General features: G+C 64.6%; 18 protein-coding genes and 2 tRNA genes. 2 read left to right on the forward strand and 18 right to left on the reverse strand.

The features are described 5' to 3' along the window. Positions 1-644: 644 nt before the first annotated feature. Positions 645-1,853, reverse strand: a complete 1,209-nt coding sequence (gene bamC / locus BSE24067_RS07880; protein WP_151064302.1) for an outer membrane protein assembly factor BamC — start codon at positions 1,851-1,853, stop codon at positions 645-647. A gap of 140 nt (positions 1,854-1,993) precedes the next feature. Continuing rightward, positions 1,994-2,070 (reverse strand) — tRNA-Pro (locus BSE24067_RS07885). A gap of 510 nt (positions 2,071-2,580) precedes the next feature. Here BSE24067_RS07885 and BSE24067_RS07890 point away from each other — a divergent pair. Beyond that, positions 2,581-4,791, forward strand: a complete 2,211-nt coding sequence (locus BSE24067_RS07890) for a hypothetical protein (RefSeq protein ID WP_151064301.1) — start codon at positions 2,581-2,583, stop codon at positions 4,789-4,791. A 91-nt stretch (positions 4,792-4,882) separates the two neighbouring features. Here BSE24067_RS07890 and BSE24067_RS07895 read toward each other — a convergent pair whose 3' ends face one another. From BSE24067_RS07895 to BSE24067_RS07960, 14 genes are all read right to left on the reverse strand, one after another. Further along, positions 4,883-5,296 carry a MerR family transcriptional regulator gene (locus BSE24067_RS07895; RefSeq protein ID WP_151064300.1) on the reverse strand — a complete coding sequence of 138 codons (414 nt, stop codon included), beginning with the start codon at positions 5,294-5,296 and terminating at the stop codon, positions 4,883-4,885. Between the two features lie 61 nt (positions 5,297-5,357). Beyond that, positions 5,358-5,744 carry an integration host factor subunit alpha gene (locus tag BSE24067_RS07900; protein WP_040144036.1) on the reverse strand — a complete coding sequence of 129 codons (387 nt, stop codon included), beginning with the start codon at positions 5,742-5,744 and terminating at the stop codon, positions 5,358-5,360. A gap of 72 nt (positions 5,745-5,816) precedes the next feature. Beyond that, entirely contained in the window at positions 5,817-8,246 is a 2,430-nt protein-coding gene (gene pheT, locus BSE24067_RS07905; RefSeq protein ID WP_151064299.1) for a phenylalanine--tRNA ligase subunit beta, read from the reverse strand. A gap of 93 nt (positions 8,247-8,339) precedes the next feature. Beyond that, on the reverse strand, positions 8,340-9,353 hold the full coding sequence (gene pheS, locus BSE24067_RS07910) for a phenylalanine--tRNA ligase subunit alpha (protein ID WP_059461919.1): 1,014 nt from the start codon (positions 9,351-9,353) through the stop codon (positions 8,340-8,342). Positions 9,354-9,501: 148 nt separating this feature from the next. Beyond that, complete coding sequence (gene rplT / locus BSE24067_RS07915; protein WP_004192938.1) at positions 9,502-9,861, reverse strand: 50S ribosomal protein L20; 360 nt, start codon at positions 9,859-9,861, stop codon at positions 9,502-9,504. A 30-nt stretch (positions 9,862-9,891) separates the two neighbouring features. Beyond that, positions 9,892-10,089, reverse strand: a complete 198-nt coding sequence (gene rpmI / locus BSE24067_RS07920) for a 50S ribosomal protein L35 (protein WP_004191477.1) — start codon at positions 10,087-10,089, stop codon at positions 9,892-9,894. A 190-nt stretch (positions 10,090-10,279) separates the two neighbouring features. After that, positions 10,280-10,804 (reverse strand): translation initiation factor IF-3, encoded by a 525-nt coding sequence (gene infC / locus BSE24067_RS07925; RefSeq protein ID WP_071734130.1) that lies wholly within the window; start codon positions 10,802-10,804, stop codon positions 10,280-10,282. Positions 10,805-10,853: 49 nt separating this feature from the next. Beyond that, on the reverse strand, positions 10,854-12,761 hold the full coding sequence (gene thrS, locus BSE24067_RS07930; protein ID WP_040144034.1) for a threonine--tRNA ligase: 1,908 nt from the start codon (positions 12,759-12,761) through the stop codon (positions 10,854-10,856). A 271-nt stretch (positions 12,762-13,032) separates the two neighbouring features. Then, positions 13,033-13,109: transfer RNA gene (locus tag BSE24067_RS07935), tRNA-Val, on the reverse strand. A 99-nt stretch (positions 13,110-13,208) separates the two neighbouring features. Then, a complete protein-coding gene (locus tag BSE24067_RS07940; protein ID WP_151064298.1) occupies positions 13,209-15,443 on the reverse strand; it encodes a RelA/SpoT family protein in 2,235 nt (744 codons plus the stop codon). A gap of 44 nt (positions 15,444-15,487) precedes the next feature. Beyond that, a complete protein-coding gene (locus tag BSE24067_RS07945) occupies positions 15,488-15,841 on the reverse strand; it encodes a RidA family protein (RefSeq protein ID WP_006486103.1) in 354 nt (117 codons plus the stop codon). Between the two features lie 81 nt (positions 15,842-15,922). Then, positions 15,923-16,819 carry an alpha/beta fold hydrolase gene (locus BSE24067_RS07950; RefSeq protein WP_151064297.1) on the reverse strand — a complete coding sequence of 299 codons (897 nt, stop codon included), beginning with the start codon at positions 16,817-16,819 and terminating at the stop codon, positions 15,923-15,925. Positions 16,820-17,041: 222 nt separating this feature from the next. Beyond that, positions 17,042-17,683 (reverse strand): CoA transferase subunit B, encoded by a 642-nt coding sequence (locus BSE24067_RS07955; protein WP_034207098.1) that lies wholly within the window; start codon positions 17,681-17,683, stop codon positions 17,042-17,044. Between the two features lies 1 nt (position 17,684). Beyond that, positions 17,685-18,389, reverse strand: coding sequence for a CoA transferase subunit A (locus BSE24067_RS07960; RefSeq protein WP_006488507.1), 705 nt, complete (start codon positions 18,387-18,389; stop codon positions 17,685-17,687). A gap of 223 nt (positions 18,390-18,612) precedes the next feature. Between BSE24067_RS07960 and BSE24067_RS07965 the strand changes: the two genes are divergently transcribed. Beyond that, positions 18,613-19,158, forward strand: a complete 546-nt coding sequence (locus tag BSE24067_RS07965) for a LuxR C-terminal-related transcriptional regulator (protein ID WP_151064296.1) — start codon at positions 18,613-18,615, stop codon at positions 19,156-19,158. A 102-nt stretch (positions 19,159-19,260) separates the two neighbouring features. Here BSE24067_RS07965 and BSE24067_RS07970 read toward each other — a convergent pair whose 3' ends face one another. Together BSE24067_RS07970 and BSE24067_RS07975 are read right to left on the reverse strand one after the other, a co-directional pair. Further along, positions 19,261-19,701, reverse strand: coding sequence for an acyl-CoA thioesterase (locus tag BSE24067_RS07970; protein ID WP_151064295.1), 441 nt, complete (start codon positions 19,699-19,701; stop codon positions 19,261-19,263). Positions 19,702-19,733: 32 nt separating this feature from the next. Next, positions 19,734-20,510 (reverse strand): SDR family oxidoreductase, encoded by a 777-nt coding sequence (locus BSE24067_RS07975; protein WP_040144023.1) that lies wholly within the window; start codon positions 20,508-20,510, stop codon positions 19,734-19,736. Positions 20,511-20,598 lie beyond the last annotated feature (88 nt).

The raw sequence follows: 20,598 nt of genomic DNA on the forward strand, positions 1-20,598 counted from the left end.
ATTCTCGTCGCATACAACGCTTCGTCAGCGCGCGACTCCGCAGCGCCCGATCCGCTCCGCCGTTGTCTCGTGAGTCACCGTCGCGGCGCGCAACATCGCTTGCACGACGACCGTGATTTCCGCCGTTCGCGACGTCTTCATCCTGAACGAATCCCGACTACGGCACGGCCAGACCGGCACGCCGCCGCATGGTGGGCCAAAAAAAATTGCCCGCGCTTCAGAAGAAGCGCGGGCGAAACCGTCGCCCTACGAGGATAGGCGACGGGGCCATCGAGATCCGCGCATCTCGCGGATCGTCATCGGTTGCGCCGGCACTTGCTGCGCCGGCATTTGAAGACGCGGATACCGTTGATCGGGGCGCTCGCGACGCCCGCCCGAGATCTCGCGCCATCCTCCCTGTCCAACGATTCCAACTTATAAAGCAGTTTGCGTGCCAATCGCATTTCCGATGGCACCCCATTGATTCATAAGGATATTTTTCTCGGTCACGACGATGTAACACCGGGTTGGCCGCCGTAACGCGCGGATGTTACGTAACGTCACGCGAAGAAGCCGAACGCCGCGCACAGACAGACGCGCCTCAGCGCGATCGAAAAAAAACCCGCCGGGAGGCGGGTTTTTCGAAGAGCGGGATCGTTGCCCGATCAGCGCAGCTGATTCACGAGCAGCCCCATGATCTGACGAGCCGGCGACGACGTATCGATCGCACCGGAATCGTCGACGACCGCGACGCGCGTCTGGTCGGGCGTCAGCGCCTTGACGTTGACGCGATACTGCTTCGCCTGCTTTTCCTTCTTGCCGTGGAACAGTTGGCTCCAGAAGCCCTGCTCGGCCGCGCTCAAATCCTTCGGATCGACATAACGCACGAAATACAGGCCCTTCGTGCGATCGCGATCGTCGACCGTGAAGTTCGCGCGATCGAGCGCGAGGCCGACGTGCAGCCACGAACGATCGTACGGCTCGCCGAGCGTGACTTCGGACGGCACCGAAGCGGCGTCGACGTCGTTCGCTTGCGACGACGTGCGAGCGACGTTCTGTGCGGCGATTGCCGCGGCGGCAGCCTTCGACGCGTCCGTATCGGCCTTCTTGTCCTTCGGCACCGCGTTGTCCTTGATGTTGGCGATCGGCGGCTCGCCGTTCTTCGCGCGCTGCTCGTTCTGTGCGAGCACCGCCATCAAGCGCTTCAGGTATTCGGTTTCGAGCGCCGGATCGTTCGGCTTCGCTTCCCACTTGCTCGAATCGTTGCTGGCGCCGGTGAGCGCCTCGCGCATGCCCTTCTGGCTGATGAACACGTAGGTGCCGCCGTTCGGCGCGGCGTCGAGACGCGTGCGGTACTTGTTGCGCTCGGCCGTCACATACGAATTGCCCATCGCCTTCGAGATCACGCTGCGGATCAGGCCGTCGTTGATCTGCGGGTGCGTTTCGTTCCAGTCGGTTTCCATCACGCCCTTGTCGCGCTGGTCGACGACGAGCAGAAAACCCTGCTCCTGCCAGAAACGACGAACCTGCGGCCAAATGTCGGCGGGCTTCTTACCGTCGATCACGAGCCAGCTCTCGGTGCCGTCGCGCTGGATGTGCATGCCGGCCACCGCGGGCGCGACGGTGTCCGTCGACGGCGCCGCCTGCTGGACCTGCTGAAGCGCGGACAGGGAAGTCGCGCCGCCCTGCGGCGGCAGCGAACGCTGATCGGCCGTCTCGTCGAGCATGTTGGGCGGCACTGCGAGCGACGCTTCCTTCGATTTCGAATCGCTCTTGTAGTCCACTTTCGTGGGCGACGACGTACCGCAACCGGCGACGAGCGCACCGGTTGCCAGCACTGCAGCGAACCGCATGGTAAGACGAAGATCAGTCATGTTCGGGGAATCCTCTTCCGCTAAATCACGGCGCTTTCCGTGGATCAACCTTGCATTTTACCGGGGCCGCGCCGCGATGTGCAAAAAAGCGACGGGCAAGAAAAAACCCGCGTCAGCTTGAACTGACGCGGGTTCCTATCTGGTCGGGGCGAGAGGATTTGAACCTCCGACCACCTGCACCCCATGCAGGTACGCTACCAGGCTGCGCTACGCCCCGAAAGAAAAAAATTATAACAGACAGTTGGCCGCTTTAGAACGGGTCGCATGCATTTTGTGAATCTTCCCGCGTAAATTCTGGCGACGCGGCGAGTTCAGTGCGAACGACGAGGCGCGCGTCTCCGGGCCTGCGCCGGACAATGTTGCGCGTATCGCGCCGGCCGTTTGCGGCTGTCCTAATCGAAAAGGACGATGGCCGTTGCGTCGCGGGTCGCTATCGTGTGCTTCCTGTCGCGCGATCGACGCGCCCGCCCATCGTCCGGCACACACTGACCGATACGGCATCGCGCACGGCACGCCGCCCGCCTCGCCCCAAAACCAAACACCCGTTTGATCCGGCCGCCCTGCCCCCGCCAATCCGTTGTCCGGCCGCGCGCCGCGCCGCTCCGGTCCATCGCCGGCTGTTTGGTTACGCCGCTCTAGCGCGCTATGACACACTGCACGGCATCGACGCCCGTGCCCCGCATCAGCCGAGCGCCGCGTCGATCACGACAAGACATGGAGACAGACGATGCGGAATGCGGTCCGGCGCGGCCATCGCACGCCTTTGGCAATTCTCGACGGAACATCCGGCCCGCAACGCGCGGCCGACCTCGCTTCACGCGACACCTCCCGTGCGCTCGTCTGCGCTGCGCTTGCGCTCGCGCTGCTCTGCGCCGGTTGCGCAGAACCGGCCGCGCAGCGCGACGGCAATGCATCGGCCGCATCGACCCGGATCGAACGCACGAAAGCGGAACGCCTCGCCCGCGAGCAGCAGATCGCGCGCACCGTGCCGTCCCTCGCGTCGGTCACGCTCACCCAGCCGCGGCCGTTCACGCTGCGCGACTCGGGCCAGAACGGCGCGATGACGTTCCTGCGCGACGTCGATTTCCGCATCGTCGGCAGCCTTGGCTTCTTCATTCACCAGCTGTCCGCGACGCTGCTGCCGACTCAGCCCGGCGCGCCGGTCGTATTCGACGATCCGACGAGCTTCGAAATCGACGTGCACGAAGGCACGGTCACGCTCGACAACGCAAAGCTGACCGCGCTCTTCAACACCTACATCTTCGGTTATCGCAACGCGCCGCTGCGCAAGCTCGCCGTGTCGGCCGGCGACGGCGTGATCCATCTGCAAGGCGAAATGCAGCGCGACGGCTGGGTGCCGTTCTCGCTGACCGGCACGCTCGCGATCCGCGACGGCACCCAGCTCGTGTTCCATCCGACCGGCGTGCGCGTGTCCGGCATCAATGCACAGCCGGTGATGCGCGCGGCCAACGTGAAGATGGCCGATCTGCTGAAGATCGAAACGCCGATCGCGCGGCTCGCCGGCGACGATCTCGTGATGTCGGTCGACAAGCTGATGCCGCCGCCGCGGCTGAAGATCCGGATCGCCGCGCTGCGCGTGACGCCGGCTGGCCTCGACCTGACGCTCGACGACGGCTCGCACGCAGGCTTCGCGATGCCCGCGAACGCGCCGCAACAGGCGATGTACATCCGCGGCGGCGACGTGAAGTTCATGCGCTCGATGCCGATGAACGCCGACATCCTGATCGGCCCCGCCGATCCGGCGAAGCGCGACCAGAATTTCGTGTTCGACCTGTATCACTATCGCGATCAGGTATCGGCCGGCTATTTCAATTTCGACGAAAGCGGCGCGATGGCGATCCGGATGCCGTCGTATGCCGGTCCGGCGAGCGGCGCCGCGCTCGGCAATGCGGCTGCCCGCCTGAACGACAGCTTCCTCGCCGCGCAGCAGAGCGCGCTGCGCGACTCGCGCCAGCACTGGGAAGCGTTTGCGCTCGCGGCCGGCACGCCGCAGCCCGGCATGCGGAAAGTGGCAATGCGCCGCACGTCGACGACGCCGTTCAACGAGCGCCACGTATCGAACCGCAATCCGACGATCCATCTGCACAACGTCGACTTCAACCTGTCCGGCGACATCGGGTTCCATGTCGAGGACCTCGACGTGCAACTGATCGCGAAGCGGCCGGGCGAACCCGTCGACCTCGACGATCCGAACCAGTACGACATCCGCATTCTCGGCGGGTCGGTCGTCGAGTCGTGGAAGGCGATGTCGGCGCTCTTCAACGACTACCTGCTCGACTACTCGCCGCGCTCGCTGAACGACCTGCAGTTGAGCGCGGACGGCCAGGACCTGCGCGTACAGGGCGGCATCAAGCTGTGGAATCACGTGCCGGGCGTGTGGCTGCCGACCGACATGAAAGGCTCGCTGTCGGTGCTCGACGATCGCCACCTTGCGTTCAAGCCGACGCAGGTGTCGGTGCTCGGCATCCCGCAGGCAAAGCTGCTGCGCTCGCTCGGCATCGAACTCGCGTCGCTGACGCCGCTGCAGCGCCGCGGCGCCGAACTCCGCGGCGACACGCTCGTGCTCGACCAGTACACCGTGTTCCCGCCGCCGGTGCTGAACGGCAAGCTCGCCCAGGCAACGGTCGAGCGTGACGGGCTGCGCCTCACGTTCCGGCGCGCCGCCGACGCACCCGTGCCCAAGCGGCCGCAGATCGACGCGCCGAGCTACATGTGGATGGAAGGCGGCGACATGAAGATGTTCAACGTGCTCGAACTGAACGTTCGTGCATTGATCCGGAACTCGGCCGAGGCCGGCACGATGCGCTTCGATCTGTACGACTACCGCCGCCAGGTCGCGCAGGGCTCGGTGCGGATGCTGCCGGACGGCACGCTCGTCGTCGACATCGGCAAGCCGAACCCGCTCGCGGCGCGCTGACACGCTGCGCACATGAAAATGCCCGGTGGCGCTACGCCGACCGGGCATGGACTGATTCGAGCGTCGCGCTCGGCGGTGTTTCGGTCGTGTCTCAGTCGTGCTTGAGTCCGTCGATCACGTCGAGAAGCGCCTGCCGCAACGCGACGACGTCGACCATCGCTCCCGATTTGCCCTCTCCCCGCGCGTCGGCGGCCGGCATGCCGGGCTCGACCGGCTCTGCTGCCGCGCGTTCGCCGCCCGGCGAATCGAGCCGGTTGCGCGCGCCGTTGATCGTGAACCCCTGTTCGTACAGCAACTCGCGAATCCGCCGGATCAGCAGCACTTCGTGATGCTGGTAATACCGGCGATTGCCGCGCCGCTTCACCGGCCGCAACTGGGTGAATTCCTGTTCCCAGTAACGCAGCACGTGCGGCTTGACCCCGCACAGTTCGCTGACTTCGCCGATCGTGAAGTAGCGCTTCGCGGGAATCGGAGGCAAGACGACTTTCTCAACCGTGGTGGTCATCGTCGGTTAACCGTCGGTAAAGGGTGCGCGGCGGCCGCGCGGAGACGTCGGCGCGCGGGCGTTACTCCGCGCCGTTTTCGACCAGCGCCTTCAGTTTCTGGCTCGCGTGGAAGGTTACGACCCGGCGCGCCGCGATCGGAATCGCCTCGCCCGTCTTCGGATTGCGGCCCGGACGCTGCGGCTTGTCGCGCAGCTGGAAGTTGCCGAATCCCGACAGCTTGACGCTTTCACCGTTTTCGAGCGCGTCGCGGATCACTTCGAAGAACGCCTCGACCATGTCCTTCGCTTCACGCTTGTTCAGCCCGACGCTGTCGAACAGCAGCTCCGCCAGTTCCGCTTTCGTCAGCGTCGGTGTCTCGGCGGACGCCGGCGCCGAAGCGTCGCGGTTCATGGCGCTGCGTTGCGCCGTCAGGAGGGCTTCGAATTCACTCGAGGTCATGTCGTTCATATCTGCCATACAGCGCGTTAAACCAAAACTTACGAGGGGAAAAAGCCGCCCGCGAACAGGCGGCCCCTCTCCTTAGCCGCGCAGGCGCGCACCGGCACGAGCCATCCGCTCGACCAGCGTCTGGATCGCCTGGTCGACGACCTCGTCCTGTAGCGTGCCAGCCGCGTCCTGCAGCGTCACGCGGAACGCCAGGCTCTTCTCGTGCGCGGCAAGACCACCGGAAGTATTTGATTTTGCACGAAATTCGTCGAAGAGTACAACCTTCTGAACGAATCGGCACGCGTCGTCGGCCAGCGCCTTCTTCATTTCGTCGAAAAGTGCCTGAACCTCGACCGCCTGATCGACAACGACGGCGATATCGCGCCGGACCGGCGGGAATTTCGACACGTCGGTCGGCGCCGGCAGCGCACGCGCGATCAGAGCGTCCGCGTCGATTTCGAACATCACCGGTGCGTGCGGCAGCTCGTACTTCTGCATCAGGCGCGGGTGCAATTCGCCGATCCAGCCCACCGCCCGGCCGTCGACCTCGATGCGTGCACTGCGGCCAGGATGGAGGGCCGGATGGACTGCCTTCACGAAGCGCGCGGCAGCCGGCGCGAGCAGCGCCTCGAGATCGCCCTTCACGTCGAAGAAATCGACCGCGCGCGTTGCCACACCCCACTGCTCGTCGACCGCCGGGCCGTACGCGAGCGCGCCGACGCGCTTCGGCTGCGTATAGCCTTCGACGGTCAGCTCGCCGGCCTTGACCGCCGGATCGGCGAGAAACACGCGGCCGGCCTCGAACACGCGCACGCGATCCGCGCGGCGATTCAGGTTGTGGCGCAACACCGAGATCAGGCTGCCGAACAGCGTCGTGCGCATCACCGACAGCTGGCTCGCGATCGGGTTAAGCAGGCGGATCGGCTTGTCGTTGCCGGCGAAATCGCGCTCCCACTCCGCATCGACGAAGCTGAAGTTGACCGTTTCCGCATAGTCGCGCGCCGCGAGTGCATGACGGATGTCGTGGATCGAACGCTGCGTCTCGTTGGTCGCGCGCATCTCGCTCGTCGCGACGGGCGGACGCGCCGGGATCTTCTCGAAGCCGTAAATACGCGCGACTTCCTCGATCAGATCTTCCTCGATCTCGATGTCGAAGCGGTGCGACGGCGGCGTGACCAGGAATGCGTCATCGTCACGCTCGAACGGCAGGCCGAGGCGCGTGAAGATGTTCGCGATCTCGTCGGCGTCGATCTTCACGCCTATGATGCGGTTCGCGCGCGACACACGCATCTTCACCGGCGCGCGCTGCGGCAGGTTCACCGCCTGATCGTCGACCGGGCCGGCCTTGCCGCCGCAGATATCGAGGATCAGCTGCGTGATGCGCTCGACGTGCTCGACGGTCGTCGCGTAGTCGACGCCGCGCTCGAAGCGATGCGCCGCATCGGTCGAGAAGTTGTACTTGCGTGCGCGGCCGCGGATGCTGTCCGGCCACCAGAACGCGGCTTCCAGATAGATGTTGGTCGTATCGAGCGTGACGGCCGTGCTGTCGCCGCCCATGATGCCCGCGAGGCTTTCGACCTGACGGTCGTCCGCGATCACGCCGACCGTTTCGTCGAGTTCGACCGTATTGCCGTTCAGCAGCTTAAGCGACTCGCCGCGCTTGCCCCAGCGCACCTCGATGCCGCCGTGGATCTTGTCCAGGTCGAACACGTGCGACGGTCGGCCGAGCTCGAACATCACGTAGTTCGAGATGTCGACGAGCGCCGACACGCTGCGCTGGCCCGCGCGTTCGAGGCGCTCGACCATCCATTGCGGCGTCTTCGCGCGTGCGTTCACGCCGCGGATCACGCGGCCGGAGAAGCGGCCGCACAGATCGGGCGCGGCGATGCGCACCGGCAGCTTTTCGTCGAGTTCGACGCGCACCGGACGGATGTCGACCGGCGTCAGCGGCGCGCCGGTGATCGCGGCCGTCTCGCGCGCGATGCCGAACACCGACAGGCAGTCTGCCTTGTTCGGCGTCAGCTTGATTTCGAAGATCGTGTCGTCGAGATTGAGCGTGTCGCGGATGTCCTGGCCGACCGGCGTATCTTCCGGCAGGATCAGCAGGCCGCTGTGGTCTTCCGACAGCTTCAGCTCGCGCGCCGAGCACAGCATCCCCTGGCTCTCCACGCCGCGCAGCTTCGACAGCTTGATCGCGAACGGCTTGCCGCCCTCTTCCGCCGGCGGCAGTTCCGCGCCGACCAGTGCGACCGGCACCTTGATGCCCGGCGCGACGTTCGGCGCGCCGCACACGATGTTCAGCGTCGCGCCGGTGCCGGCGTCGACCTGGCAGACATTGAGCTTGTCCGCATCCGGATGCTTGACGACTTCGAGCACGCGGCCGACGACGATCTTCGACGTCGGCGGTGCGGCCTTGCTCAGCGATTCGACTTCGAGCCCCGCCATCGTCAGCGCGTGCGACAGCTCGTCGGTCGTCAGCTGCGGGTCGACAAAGGTTCTCAACCAGGATTCAGGGAATTGCATGGATGTCTACGTTCGAAACAGGTTAGATCGACGCCCGGGCCCCTTGATCGTGCGGCGGGGCATGCGCGGGCACATGTCGGCGCGGCGCGTGCGTTATGCGAACTGGCGCAGGAAACGCAGGTCGTTCTCGAAGAACAGCCGGAGATCCTGCACGCCGTAGCGCAGCATCGTCAGACGCTCTAGGCCGCTGCCGAACGCGAAGCCGATGTAGCGCTCGGGATCGAGGCCCATGTTGCGGATCACGGTCGGATGCACCTGCCCCGAGCCGGAGATCTCGAGCCATTTGCCGGCGTTCTTGCCGTGCTCGAACATCATGTCGATCTCGGCCGACGGTTCCGTGAACGGGAAATACGACGGACGGAAGCGCACGAGGATGTCGTCGCGCTCGAAGAATTTCTTCAGGAAATCGGTATAGACGCCTTTGAGATCCGCGAAGCTGATGTTCTCGTCGATCCACAGCCCCTCGACCTGATTGAACATCGGCGAGTGCGTCGCATCGCTGTCGACGCGATACGTGCGGCCCGGCGCGATGACCTTGATCGGCGGGCGATTCATGCGCGCGTAACGCACCTGCATCGGGCTCGTGTGCGTGCGCAGCAGCAGCTGGCGGCCGTCGGCGTCCTTGCCTTCGACGTAGAAGGTGTCCTGCATCGAACGCGCCGGATGGTTCTCCGGGCTGTTCAGCGACGTGAAGTTGTACCAGTCCGTCTCGATTTCGGGACCGTCGGCCACGTCGAAGCCGATCGAGCGGAAAATCTGTTCGACGCGCTCCCACGTGCGCATCACCGGGTGCAGGCTGCCCGTACCGGCGCCGCGGCCCGGCAGCGTGACGTCGATCGCCTCCGCGGCGAGACGCTGGTTCAACAGTGCGTCGGCGAGCGCCTGGCGACGTGCGGTCAGCGCGGCTTCAACCTGCTGCTTCGCGACGTTGATGCGTGCGCCTTCGGTCTTGCGTGCTTCGGGATCGAGCTTGCCGAGGCCCTTGAGCAACTCGGTCAGCGCACCCGACTTGCCGAGAAATCGTGCTTTCTCGTTTTCGAGCGTGGTGATGTCGGCAGCCTGTTCGAAGGACTGCTGCGCGTCGGCGACAATCTGGTCCAGATCCATAGATCCCATCATTTCCAACGTCATTCGGTCTTGGCGAGCGAATTTGCCCACCAAACAAAAAAGGGGCTCGGAAGAGCCCCGTTTTCGCTGCAGCGGCCGAAACTACCGGAACTTCGCTGCAACTAACCACGCAGTGCTAATTTCGCAATTAGGCTGCAACGGCGGCTTTCACCTGCTTGACGATCGCAGCAAAAGCAGCCTTGTCGAACACCGCCATGTCGGCCAGCACCTTACGGTCGAGTTCGATCGACGCCTTCTTCAGGCCGTTGATGAACACGCTGTAGGTCATGTCGTGCTGGCGAACTGCCGCGTTGATACGCGTGATCCACAGTGCGCGGAACACACGCTTCTTGTTGCGGCGATCGCGGTACGCGTACTGACCAGCGCGCATCACCGCCTGCTTGGCGATGCGGTAGACGTTATTGCGGCGGCCGCGATAACCCTTGGCCAGGTTGATGATCTTCTTGTGACGGGCCCGTGCGGTTACCCCACGTTTGACTCGAGGCATGTTTCTCTCCTTAGAGTATCAGTTGAGGGGTTACGCGAACGGCAGCATCGCGCGGACGGAGTTCAGATCGGAATCATGAACTGCCGTTGCGCCGCGCAGGTGACGCTTGTTCTTCGTGGTTTTCTTGGTCAGGATGTGGCGCTTGAAGGCTTGACCGCGCTTGACGGTACCGCCCGGACGCACCACGAAGCGCTTTGCAGCACTCTTCTTGGTCTTCATCTTAGGCATGACGAACAACTCCAGTTTATTAGATGGCGATGGGTGTGCGGTTGGCTTGCGCCCTTGACCCGCCCTTCGAAACCCAGTCCACTTGTGTACGGCGAACCGCTTGCGCAGCCGCCGTCATTGTTGGCGCGCCGCCCTGACCGGGCCGCGCGCCGAACCACTGTCGAACCTGCGCGACCAGCGCGCGGGCCCGTTACTTCTTTTTCTTCGGCGAGAGCACCATGATCATCTGGCGCCCTTCCATCTTCGGCATCTGCTCGACCTGACCGACTTCCTCGAGATCCGTGCGCAGACGCTCGAGCATCCGCATGCCGATCTCCTGGTGAGCCATTTCGCGGCCGCGGAAACGCAACGTGATCTTCGTCTTGTCGCCCTCTTCGAGGAAGCGCACGAGGTTGCGAAGCTTGACGTTGTAGTCACCGTCATCGGTACCCGGGCGGAACTTGACTTCCTTCACCTGGATGACCTTCTGCTTCAGCTTGGCTTCGTGCTGCTTCTTGGACTCCTGATACTTGAACTTGCCGTAGTCCATCAGACGGCAGACCGGCGGAACGGCCTGCGGCGCGATTTCCACCAGGTCAACGTCAAGCTCTTCCGATTTACGGAAAGCATCAGCGAGTTTTACGATACCGAGCGGTTCGTTCTCGATCCCGACCAGACGCACTTCCGGCGCAGTGATTTCACCGTTGATGCGATGCGACGACTTATCAGTAGCGATGTTACGTTTCCTCTAAAAATTAAAAAAACGAGCCGCGCTGCCAGGGCGGTTACTTGAACGAGCGCAGGTCTTCCTGCAGACGCTCAACGAAGGCTTCGACCGGCATAACGCCAAGATCGACGCCGCCACGGGCACGCACGGCTACCGTTTGCGCATCACGCTCCTTATCGCCCACGACGAGGAGATAAGGCACCTTTTCCAGCGTGTGCTCGCGTATTTTATAGCTAATCTTCTCGTTGCGCAAATCGGCCGCCACTCTAACCCCTTGTTTTTGCAACGTTTGGGCCAGAGATTGTGCATATTCGGCCTGACTTTCGGCGATATTGAGCACAATTGCCTGGTACGGCGCGAGCCAGGCCGGCATCGCGCCGGCATGGTGCTCGATCAGAATGCCGAGGAATCGCTCCATCGAACCGACGATCGCACGGTGCAGCATCACCGGCCGGCGGCGGCTGTTGTCCTCCGCGACGTACTCGGCGCCGAGGCGCTCCGGCAGCACCATGTCGAGCTGCAGCGTGCCGCACTGCCACGAGCGGCCCAGCGCATCCTTGATGTGGTACTCGATCTTCGGACCATAGAACGCACCCTCGCCCGGCAGCTCTTCCCAGGACAGGCCGCACGCCGTGAGCGCATCGCGCAGGCCCTGCTCGGCGCGATCCCACGTTTCGTCGGTGCCCGCGCGCTGCTCGGGGCGCAGCGACAGCTTGATGTCGATGTGCTCGAACCCGAAATCCTTGTACACGCTCATCGCCAGCGTATTGAATGCGATCGACTCGGCGATGAACTGCTCTTCCGTACAGAAGATGTGCGCATCGTCCTGCACGAAGCCGCGCACGCGCATCAGCCCGTGCAGCGCGCCCGATGCCTCGTTGCGATGGCACGAACCGAATTCCGCGTAGCGCAGCGGCAGGTCGCGGTACGAGCGCAGGCCGTGCTTGAACACCTGGACGTGCCCCGGACAGTTCATCGGCTTGATCGCGTAGTCGCGCTTCTCCGACTCCGTCGTGAACATGTTCTCGCGGTAGTTCTGCCAGTGGCCCGATGCTTCCCACAGCGAGCGGTCCATGATCATCGGCGTCTTGATCTCGAGGTAGCCGGCTTCGTTCACGCGGCGGCGCATGTACTGCTCGACCTGCTGCCACAACGCCCAGCCCTTCGGATGCCAGAACACCATGCCCGGCGACTCTTCCTGCATGTGGAACAGGTCGAGCTGCTTGCCGAGCTTGCGGTGGTCGCGTTTTTCCGCTTCCTCCAGCATGTGCAGGTACTGGTCCTGATCTTCCTTCTTCGTCCAGGCCGTGCCGTAGATGCGCTGCAACTGCTCGTTCTTCGAGTCGCCGCGCCAGTACGCGCCCGCGACCTTCATCAGCTTGAAGACCTTCAGCTTGCCCGTCGACGGCACGTGCGGGCCGCGGCACAGATCGGTGAAACCGCCGTGCGAGTACAGCTTGATTTCGTCGCTTTGCGGAATCGATTCGATGATCTCGGCCTTGTACTTCTCGCCGATGCTGCGGAAATAGCCGGCCGCCTCGTCGCGCGACACGACGCGGCGCGTGACCGGCTCGTCCTTCTTCGCCAGTTCCTGCATGCGCTTTTCGATCTTTTCCAGATCTTCCGGCGTAAACGGACGGTTGTACGAAAAGTCGTAGTAGAAGCCGTTGTCGATCACCGGGCCGATCGTCACCTGCGCATCCGGATACAGTTCCTTCACCGCATAGGCGAGCAAGTGCGCGGTCGAGTGACGGATGATGTCGAGACCGTCGGCGTCCTTGTCGGTGACGATCGCGAGCGATGCATCGCGATCGATGACCGTGGACGTGTCGACGAGCTCGCCGTCGAGCTTGCCGCCAAGCGCAGCCTTTGCGAGGCCGGGACCGATCGAGGCCGCAACCTCGGCAACTGTCACCGGATGCTCGTATTGTCGAACTGAGCCGTCAGGCAAGCGTATCGAAACCATGGCAATCTCCGTGATGCCGACAGTGGGCGGCAAACCAAGCACGCGATATCAAAGTCACGCGCGAAAATTTCGCGACAAAAAAAATGCGGCCCCGCTTTCGAGAGGCCGCATTCGATACTTCACTCAAACTGAAAGGGCGAAAACGTTCCTCGACTAGCGTCGCTCCGAAAAGGTTTCAGTCAACGTTCGCGGTGTCATAACCGTATTCGCCTTGTTCGCGTTGAGTTATTTACTGCATCGAACACCCGGAAACCGGGCATTCTCAATTCGTTGGTAGGCTCGATTGGACTCGAACCAACGACCCCCACCATGTCAAGGTGGTGCTCTAACCAGCTGAGCTACGAGCCTAGTGAAGCTAAGATTATATGGAGCGGCCGCTCACTTGGCAAGTGTTTTTATGCGGTCGCAGCAAAACGACGATGTTCCGGCCCCGTTACAGCGGCCGCGTCATCCCTTTCGCCCGGCCCGCACGACGCCCTGCACTTCGCCGAGCAGCGTGCACGCGCGCTGAACCTGCGCCGAATTCGACACCTCGACCGTGAACTGCATGAACGCCGCATTGCGGCGACTCTGCGTCTTCACGCCGACCACGTTCATCTTCTCCCGCGCGAACACTTCGGAGATGTCGCGCAGCAACCCCTGCCGGTCGGTCGCCTCGATCATCAGGTCGACCGGATACACGGACATGCCGCGCCCGCCGAGCACGTCGGCCGACCAGGTCGTCTGCAGCACGCGCTCCGGCGCGCGCTCGGCCATCCGCCGGAACGTCGGGCAGTCGCTGCGATGGATCGACATCCCCTTGCCGCGCGTGACGAAGCCGCTGATCGGGTCCGGCGGCGCCGGACGGCAGCAGCGTGCAAGTTGGGTGAGCAGCGCATCGACGCCGACCACGAGCACGCCGGTCGACGCGCCGTGTGCGACGCTCGCCCCGCTGCTGCGCTTCTCGAAATCGGCCGGCGCCTCGGGCGCCTGTTCAGGCGGCGGCGCATCGGACAGCGCCTGCTCGACGTTGCGCAGGCTGAATTCTTCCTTGCCGACCACCGAGAACAGTTCCTCGGGCGACTTGAAGCCGAGCTTCGCCGCGAGGTGGTCCAAGTTGACCGACGTCTTGCCCTCCCGCTGCAGCGTCTTTTCGACGAGCGCGCGGCCATGCGCGATGTTCTCTTCCTGCTCGATCGAGTTGAACCACGCGCGCACCTTCTGCCGCGCACGCGAACTCTTCAGGTAACCGAGCTGCAGGTTCAGCCAGTCGCGCGACGGGCCGCCCTCCTTGACGGCGACGATCTCGACCGTCTGGCCGTTCGCGAGCGGCGTGTTCAGCGGCACCATCACGCCGTCGACACGCGCGCCGCGGCAGCGATGGCCGAGCTCGCTGTGCAGGTGATACGCGAAATCGACCGGCGTCGCGCCCTGCGGCAGCGCGATCACGCGCGCCTGCGGCGTCAGCACGTAGATGTGGTCGTCGTCGAGAGAGGTTTCGCGCAATTGCGCCCACGCCTGGTCGCCCGACACTTCGGCGCCATCCTCGACATCGTCCTTCCACGCGAGCAACTGGCGCAGCCACGCGATCTTCTCGTCGTACTTGTCGCTCGCCGAGAACTGGCCGCCGTAGCCGCGCGCGCCCGCCTCCTTGTAGCGCCAGTGCGCGGCGACGCCGTACTCGGCGAAGCGGTGCATTTCCTGCGTGCGGATCTGCACTTCGAATGCGCGGCCGTCGTCGCCGATCACGACCGTATGCAGCGACTTGTAGCCGTTGGGCTTCGGCCGCGAGATGTAGTCGTCGAATTCCTTCGGCACCGGCTGCCACAGGTGGTGGACGATGCCGAGTACCGCGTAGCAATCCTTGATGTCGGGCACGATCACGCGGAACGCGCGCACGTCGTACAGCTCGGAGAAGTCGAGCTCCTTGCCGCGCATCTTGCGCCAGATGCTGTAGATGTGCTTCGGCCGCCCGCTCACGTCGGCGGGGATGTGCGCCTCCGCCAGCTCGTGCTGCAGCCGCTCGATCGCCTGCGCGACGTATGCCTCGCGCTCGACGCGCTTCTCGTCGAGCAGCTTCGCGATGCGCTTGTAGGTGACCGGATCCTCGAAGCGGAACGCGAGATCCTCGAGCTCCCACTTCAGCTGCCAGATGCCGAGACGGTTCGCGAGCGGCGCATAGATCTCGAGCGTCTCGCGCGCGACGTCGGGCGGCGGATCGAGCTTCGCCGCCGCGTAGTAGCGCAGCGACTGCAGCCGCGACGCGAGCCGAATCAGCACGACGCGAATGTCCTGCGCGAACGCGAGCAGCATCTTGCGCAGCGCCTCGATCTGCGTGCGCCGCTCCTGCGCGGCGTCGCGCCCGGCGTCGGGCATCGCGTTCTGCGCGGCGCGCAGGCTCACGGTGCCGAGCCGCAGCAGCTTGCGCACGTCGGCCACGAGCCGCGCGACCTCTTCGCCGAACCGTTCGGTCAGCTCGCGCTCGGGATCGCTCAGATGCGGCGTCAGCACGAACAGCGCGGCCGCCTGCATCGCGTGCGGATCGACGTTCAGCGTGCGCATGATCGACGCGGTGCCGGCCGAGTGGTCGGCGAGCAGCTCGCCCGACGACAGGCGCGCGTCGCCGGCCCGCTCGCGCACGAACGCGAGCACGTCGTCGAACGACGGCGCCGCGACGGAAGAAGCGGAAACGGACTCGGTCATCGCACGGCCTGGCGTATTGCGGTCATCGTAGTGCTTCGCTTCGCTCAGCTCCGCTGCGCTGCGACGACGACGATCTCGACGAGCAGCGCCGGATCGGCGAGCTTCGCCTCGACGGTGGCCCGCGGCGGCGTGTTGCCCGGCGCGACCCACGCGTCCCATTCGGCGTTCATGCCTTCGAAGTTCGCGAGATCCGAAATGTAGATCTGCACCGACAGCAGATGCGCCTTGTCGCTGTTCGCTTCGGCGAGCAGGCGATCGATGTGGCCGAGCACTTCGCGCGTCTGGCCGCGGATGTCCTGCGTGGTGTCTTCGGCGATCTGGCCGGCCAGATACACGGTACCGTTGTGGATCGCGGTTTCGGAGAGACGGGCTCCGACGTGGTGACGAATGACTGCCATGGAATGTTCCGGTCGTATGAATGGGTGACGATTCGGCGGCGATGCGGCCCGCGTGCCGCCGAACCGCATATTATGACGCGTTTATGCGCTGCCTTCGACGAAAAACCGGCGTGCGAGCGCGATCTGGTCCGCGCTGACGAACGCCGGCGCGTGGCCGGCGCCCGCGATCTCGACCTGCGTCACGTGGCGGCCGCGACGCACCATCTCGGCCGCCGTGTCGCGCGACAGCAGGTCGGAAGTTTCACCGCGCACGACGAGCATCGACGCATCCGTCGTCTCGATCGCGCGCCACAGCGCAGCCTCGCCGAGCGCGGCAAGCTCGGGCGTCGTCGCCTTGAACGGCTCGGCGATGCGCGGGTCGTAGCGCATCGTCCAGCCGCCTTCGGGCAGCTCGCGCAGTAACGGGCCGTTGATCTCGCGCCACTCGTCGGCGGTCAACGCGCCGAACGGCAACGACAGCGACGTCAGATAGTCGATGCCCTCCTGCTCGGTCGCGAAGCGCGGCTGCACGCCGAGGTATTCACCGATGCGCGCCAGCGAATCGGGCTCGATGCGCGGACCGACGTCGTTGACGATCATCCGCCGCAGCGGCGCACCGGACAAACCCGAGAACGCCATGCCGATCAGGCCGCCCATCGACGTACCGAACCAGTCGACCGATTCGACGCCGAGCCGCGCGATCAGCGTCACCATGTCCGCCACGTATTGCGGAATCGCATACAGCCGCGGGTCGGCGAGCCAGTCCGACTGGCCGCGCCCGACGACGTCGGGACAGACGACGCGATACGTATCGGACAGCGCGGCGGCAAGCCGATCGAAATCGCGCCCCGAGCGCGTGAGGCCGTGCACGCAGATCAGCACGCGCGGATTCGCGGGGTCGCCCCATTCGGTATAGGCGACGTGATGAAGGCCTGCGGCGCTCGCACACTGTACGCGTCGCTGACGGGGAACCGGAAGGTTCGCTGAGGTCGTTGGCATCGTTGGCATCCTGTCGAACGGGGGCGGCGCGGCGGGCCGCGCTTGCAACCGACGAGCCGCCTGGTGCAAACGATTGTAAACCGCTTCGGTCGCACGGGTCGCCGCGACGGGGCAATGGGGCGACAAAGCGACGGATCGTCCTTCGCCCCGCCCAACGACAAACGCCCCGCATGCCGTCGACCGGCATGCGGGGCGTCGCAAGCGCGCCAGCGCGCGATGAACTTACGCGACCGCGCTCACGTCGAGCGGTGCGCCCGTCTTTGCCTGGATCTCTTCGACGCTGACGCCGTCGGCAAGTTCGAGCACCTTCAGCCCGTCCGGCGTCACTTCGATCACGCCGAGGTCGGTGATGATCAGGTCGACCACGCCGACGCCCGTCAGCGGCAGGTTGCATTCGTCGAGGATCTTGTGCTGATCGCCCTTCGCGACGTGCTCCATCAGCACGACGACGCGCTTCACGCCCGCGACGAGGTCCATCGCGCCGCCCATCCCCTTGATCATCTTGCCGGGGATCATCCAGTTCGCGAGGTCGCCCTTCTTGCTGACCTGCATCGCGCCGAGGATCGCGAGATTGATGTGGCCGCCGCGAATCATCGCGAACGAATCGGCCGACGAGAAGATCGACGAGCCGGGCAGCGTCGTGACGGTCTGCTTGCCGGCGTTGATCAGGTCGGCGTCGACTTCGTCCTCGGTCGGCGACGGGCCGATGCCGAGCAGACCGTTCTCCGACTGCAGCCACACTTCGACGCCTGCCGGCACGTGGTTCGCGACGAGCGTCGGCAAGCCGATTCCGAGGTTTACGTAGAAGCCGTCCTGCAGTTCCTTCGCCGCGCGCGCGGCCATCTGGTCACGATTCCAGGCCATGTCAGTCTCCTTTCGCGCGTACGACGCGTTGTTCGATGCGTTTTTCCGGCGTCGCGTTCAGCACGATGCGCTGCACGAAGATGCCCGGCGTATGGACCTGGTCCGGATCCAGCGCACCGTTCTCGACGATCTCCTCGACTTCCGCCACGGTGATCTTGCCCGCCATCGCGCACATCGGGTTGAAGTTGCGCGCGGTGCGGCGATAGATCAGGTTGCCGGACTTGTCGGCCTTCCACGCCTTCACGAGCGCGACGTCGGCCGTCAGCGACGGCTCGAGCACGTAGTGGCGATCGCCGAACTGGCGCGTTTCCTTGCCTTCCGCGATCACGGTGCCGTAGCCGGTGTTCGTGAAGAATGCGGGGATGCCCGCGCCGCCCGCGCGCAGCTTCTCGGCGAGCGTGCCTTGCGGCGTGAATTCGAGTTCGAGCTCGCCGGCCAGGTACTGGCGCTCGAACTCCTTGTTCTCGCCGACGTACGACGAGATCATTTTCTTGATCTGGCGCGTTTCCAGCAGCAGGCCGAGGCCGAAGCCGTCGACGCCCGCGTTGTTGCTGATGCAGGTGATGCCCTTGACGGCGGAATCGCGCAACGCCGCGATCAGCGCCTCGGGAATCCCGCACAGGCCGAAGCCGCCCACCGCGAAGGTCTGTCCGTCGCGGACGATCCCTTCCAGCGCGGCAGCCGCGCTGGGATAGACTTTGTTCATCTGTATGTCCCTTCCTCTATGGAAACCAGCAAAACCGGTTCACGCGCCCACTGGGCCGCAAGCCCGCCGCATCATTCTATGCATGCACGGCGGCACCTGCTTCGAGGGGCGCTGTTTTTATATCGCGACAACCCGCCGCGAGATGCCTGAAAGGGTACGATGCGGCGCGGATGCGGCACAATACGCAAAAATACATAAGCGTTTGCCTACGCTTGCCCGCGCCATGCCCGCTCTCGATTACCAGACAGCCTTCCACCTCGCGCCGCTCGGCCTCGTGATGTCGCGCGACCGCGTGATCGAGGACTGCAACGACGCGCTCGCGGCAATCTTCCGCTGCGCGCGGGCCGACTTGATCGGCAAGTCGTACGAGGTGCTCTATCCGTCCCCGGACGAATTCCAGCGCATCGGCGAGCGGATCACGCGCGTGATGATCGCGAACGGCACCTATGGCGACGACAGAATCATGAAGCGCGCCGACGGCGAACTGTTCTGGTGCCACGTGACCGGCCGCGCAGTCGATCGCACTGCGCCGCTCGCGGCGGGCGTCTGGACTTTCGAGGATCTGAGCGCGACGCGCCGGGTCGCCGTCGAGCTGACGCCGCGCGAGCGCGAAATCGCCGCGCAGCTCGCGACCGGCAAGACCAGCAAGCAGATCGGACGCGTGCTCGACATCAGCTCGCGCACCGTCGACATCTATCGCGCGCGGCTGATGCGCAAGTACGGCACGAACAATACGCCGGAGCTGCTGCAGCGGCTGCTCGGCCAGTAAAAGCGCGCCGGAATGACGATCGGCCGCGTGAAGCGGCCGATTCGGAACATCGGGAAATGGCGACACACCGGCGCCCGGTTCGGCGCGACGGGACGGCGGCGCTCAGCCGACCTTCGCCGCGAGCGCGCGCTCGATCGTGTCGCGCAGCAGTTGCGGCAGCGGCACCGACTTGCCGAGCGCATAGTCGACCCACACGCAGCGTGCGTTGCCGCGCGCATAGACATGATGCGGATCGTCCGCCCGCGTCAGCTCGAAACCGGTGTCGAAGCTGCTGCGGCCGGGCTTCGCGGCCGACATCTTCGCGATCACGTCCCCCGGATAGTGCAGTTGCTTCAGGAATTCCATCGACGCCGTGACGATCACCGGCCCCTGCCCCTCGCCATTGCCGCCCGCGATGCCGAGCTCCTCGAACCACGAGATCCGGGCCTGTTCCATATAGCGGAAATAGACCGTGTTGTTCACATGGCCGAACGCGTCCATGTCGCCCCAGCGGATCGGCATCGACATTTCAAATACGGGGGAGTAATCGCTTGTTGCGCTCATTGCACTCTTCTTCGTTGCTGGATGTCATCCGCTCACGCGAGGCCGAAGCCGTCGTCGGCGGAGATGATCGAGCCGTTGATGAACTGCGACTCGTCGGCCGCGAGCAGCAACAACAGCCCGTCGAGATCCTGCGGCTTGCCGACGCGCCGGCGCGGCAGCATCGACTGCAGCTTCTGGCCCTGTTCGGTTTCCCACAGGTAGTGATTGATTTCGGTGTCGATGTAGCCCGGACAGATCGCGTTCACGTTGATCCCGTGGCGGCCCCATTCGAGCGCCATCGCGCGCGTCATCTGCACGACCGCCGCCTTGCTCATCGCATACAGCCCGATCTGCGGAAACACGCGCAGCCCGGCCACCGACGCGATGTTGATGATCCGGTACGGCGGCTTGCCGTTGCCGTTTGCGCGCATCATCATCCGTTTCGCGACTTCCTGCGCGACGAAGAATGCGCCGCGCGTGTTGGTATCGAACACGAACTCGAAATCGGCCGGCGTCACGTCGACGAGCTTCTGCATCGTCGAGACGCCCGAATTGTTCACGAGGATGTCGATCGTGCCGGCTTCCGTCTCCGCGTGCGCGATGGCCGCCTTGATGCTCTGCACGTCGGTGACGTCCAGCGACACGACGTGCGCGGCGCCGCCGGCCGCCTCGATCTCCGCGCGCAGTTCCTTCAGGCGTTCGACGCGGCGGCTCGCGAGCACGACCTTCGCGCCGGCCTGCGACAGCACTTGCGCGAAACGCTGCCCGAGCCCGCTCGATGCGCCCGTGACCAGCGCGACCTTGCCTTCCAGATTGATCGATCGACCCATTGCACATCCCCTTTCGATGTCGTTTCGCCGCCGCGGGTGCCCGCCCGTGCAGCATAACCGTAGCACAAAAAATAGAACGATCGTGCTA

The sequence above is a fragment of the Burkholderia latens genome, assembly GCF_902499045.1.
Taxonomy (GTDB): Bacteria; Pseudomonadota; Gammaproteobacteria; order Burkholderiales; family Burkholderiaceae; genus Burkholderia; species Burkholderia latens.

Excerpts from the sequence above, each read along its gene's own strand:
- BSE24067_RS07900 (WP_040144036.1), bottom strand. The coding sequence starts at position 5,744 with ATGAACGACATGACCTCGAGTGAATTCGAAGCCCTCCTGACGGCGCAA.
- rplT (WP_004192938.1), bottom strand. The coding sequence starts at position 9,861 with ATGCCTCGAGTCAAACGTGGGGTAACCGCACGGGCCCGTCACAAGAAG.
- BSE24067_RS07970 (WP_151064295.1), bottom strand. The coding sequence starts at position 19,701 with ATGAGCGCAACAAGCGATTACTCCCCCGTATTTGAAATGTCGATGCCG.
- BSE24067_RS07940 (WP_151064298.1), bottom strand. The coding sequence starts at position 15,443 with ATGACCGAGTCCGTTTCCGCTTCTTCCGTCGCGGCGCCGTCGTTCGAC.
- BSE24067_RS07975 (WP_040144023.1), bottom strand. The coding sequence starts at position 20,510 with ATGGGTCGATCGATCAATCTGGAAGGCAAGGTCGCGCTGGTCACGGGC.
- BSE24067_RS07955 (WP_034207098.1), bottom strand. The coding sequence starts at position 17,683 with ATGGCCTGGAATCGTGACCAGATGGCCGCGCGCGCGGCGAAGGAACTG.
- BSE24067_RS07895 (WP_151064300.1), bottom strand. The coding sequence starts at position 5,296 with ATGACCACCACGGTTGAGAAAGTCGTCTTGCCTCCGATTCCCGCGAAG.
- BSE24067_RS07965 (WP_151064296.1), top strand. The coding sequence starts at position 18,613 with ATGCCCGCTCTCGATTACCAGACAGCCTTCCACCTCGCGCCGCTCGGC.
- BSE24067_RS07945 (WP_006486103.1), bottom strand. The coding sequence starts at position 15,841 with ATGGCAGTCATTCGTCACCACGTCGGAGCCCGTCTCTCCGAAACCGCG.
- BSE24067_RS07960 (WP_006488507.1), bottom strand. The coding sequence starts at position 18,389 with ATGAACAAAGTCTATCCCAGCGCGGCTGCCGCGCTGGAAGGGATCGTC.
- BSE24067_RS07950 (WP_151064297.1), bottom strand. The coding sequence starts at position 16,819 with ATGCCAACGACCTCAGCGAACCTTCCGGTTCCCCGTCAGCGACGCGTA.
- rpmI (WP_004191477.1), bottom strand. The coding sequence starts at position 10,089 with ATGCCTAAGATGAAGACCAAGAAGAGTGCTGCAAAGCGCTTCGTGGTG.
- pheT (WP_151064299.1), bottom strand. The coding sequence starts at position 8,246 with ATGCAATTCCCTGAATCCTGGTTGAGAACCTTTGTCGACCCGCAGCTG.
- thrS (WP_040144034.1), bottom strand. The coding sequence starts at position 12,761 with ATGGTTTCGATACGCTTGCCTGACGGCTCAGTTCGACAATACGAGCAT.
- pheS (WP_059461919.1), bottom strand. The coding sequence starts at position 9,353 with ATGGATCTGGACCAGATTGTCGCCGACGCGCAGCAGTCCTTCGAACAG.
- BSE24067_RS07890 (WP_151064301.1), top strand. The coding sequence starts at position 2,581 with ATGCGGAATGCGGTCCGGCGCGGCCATCGCACGCCTTTGGCAATTCTC.
- bamC (WP_151064302.1), bottom strand. The coding sequence starts at position 1,853 with ATGACTGATCTTCGTCTTACCATGCGGTTCGCTGCAGTGCTGGCAACC.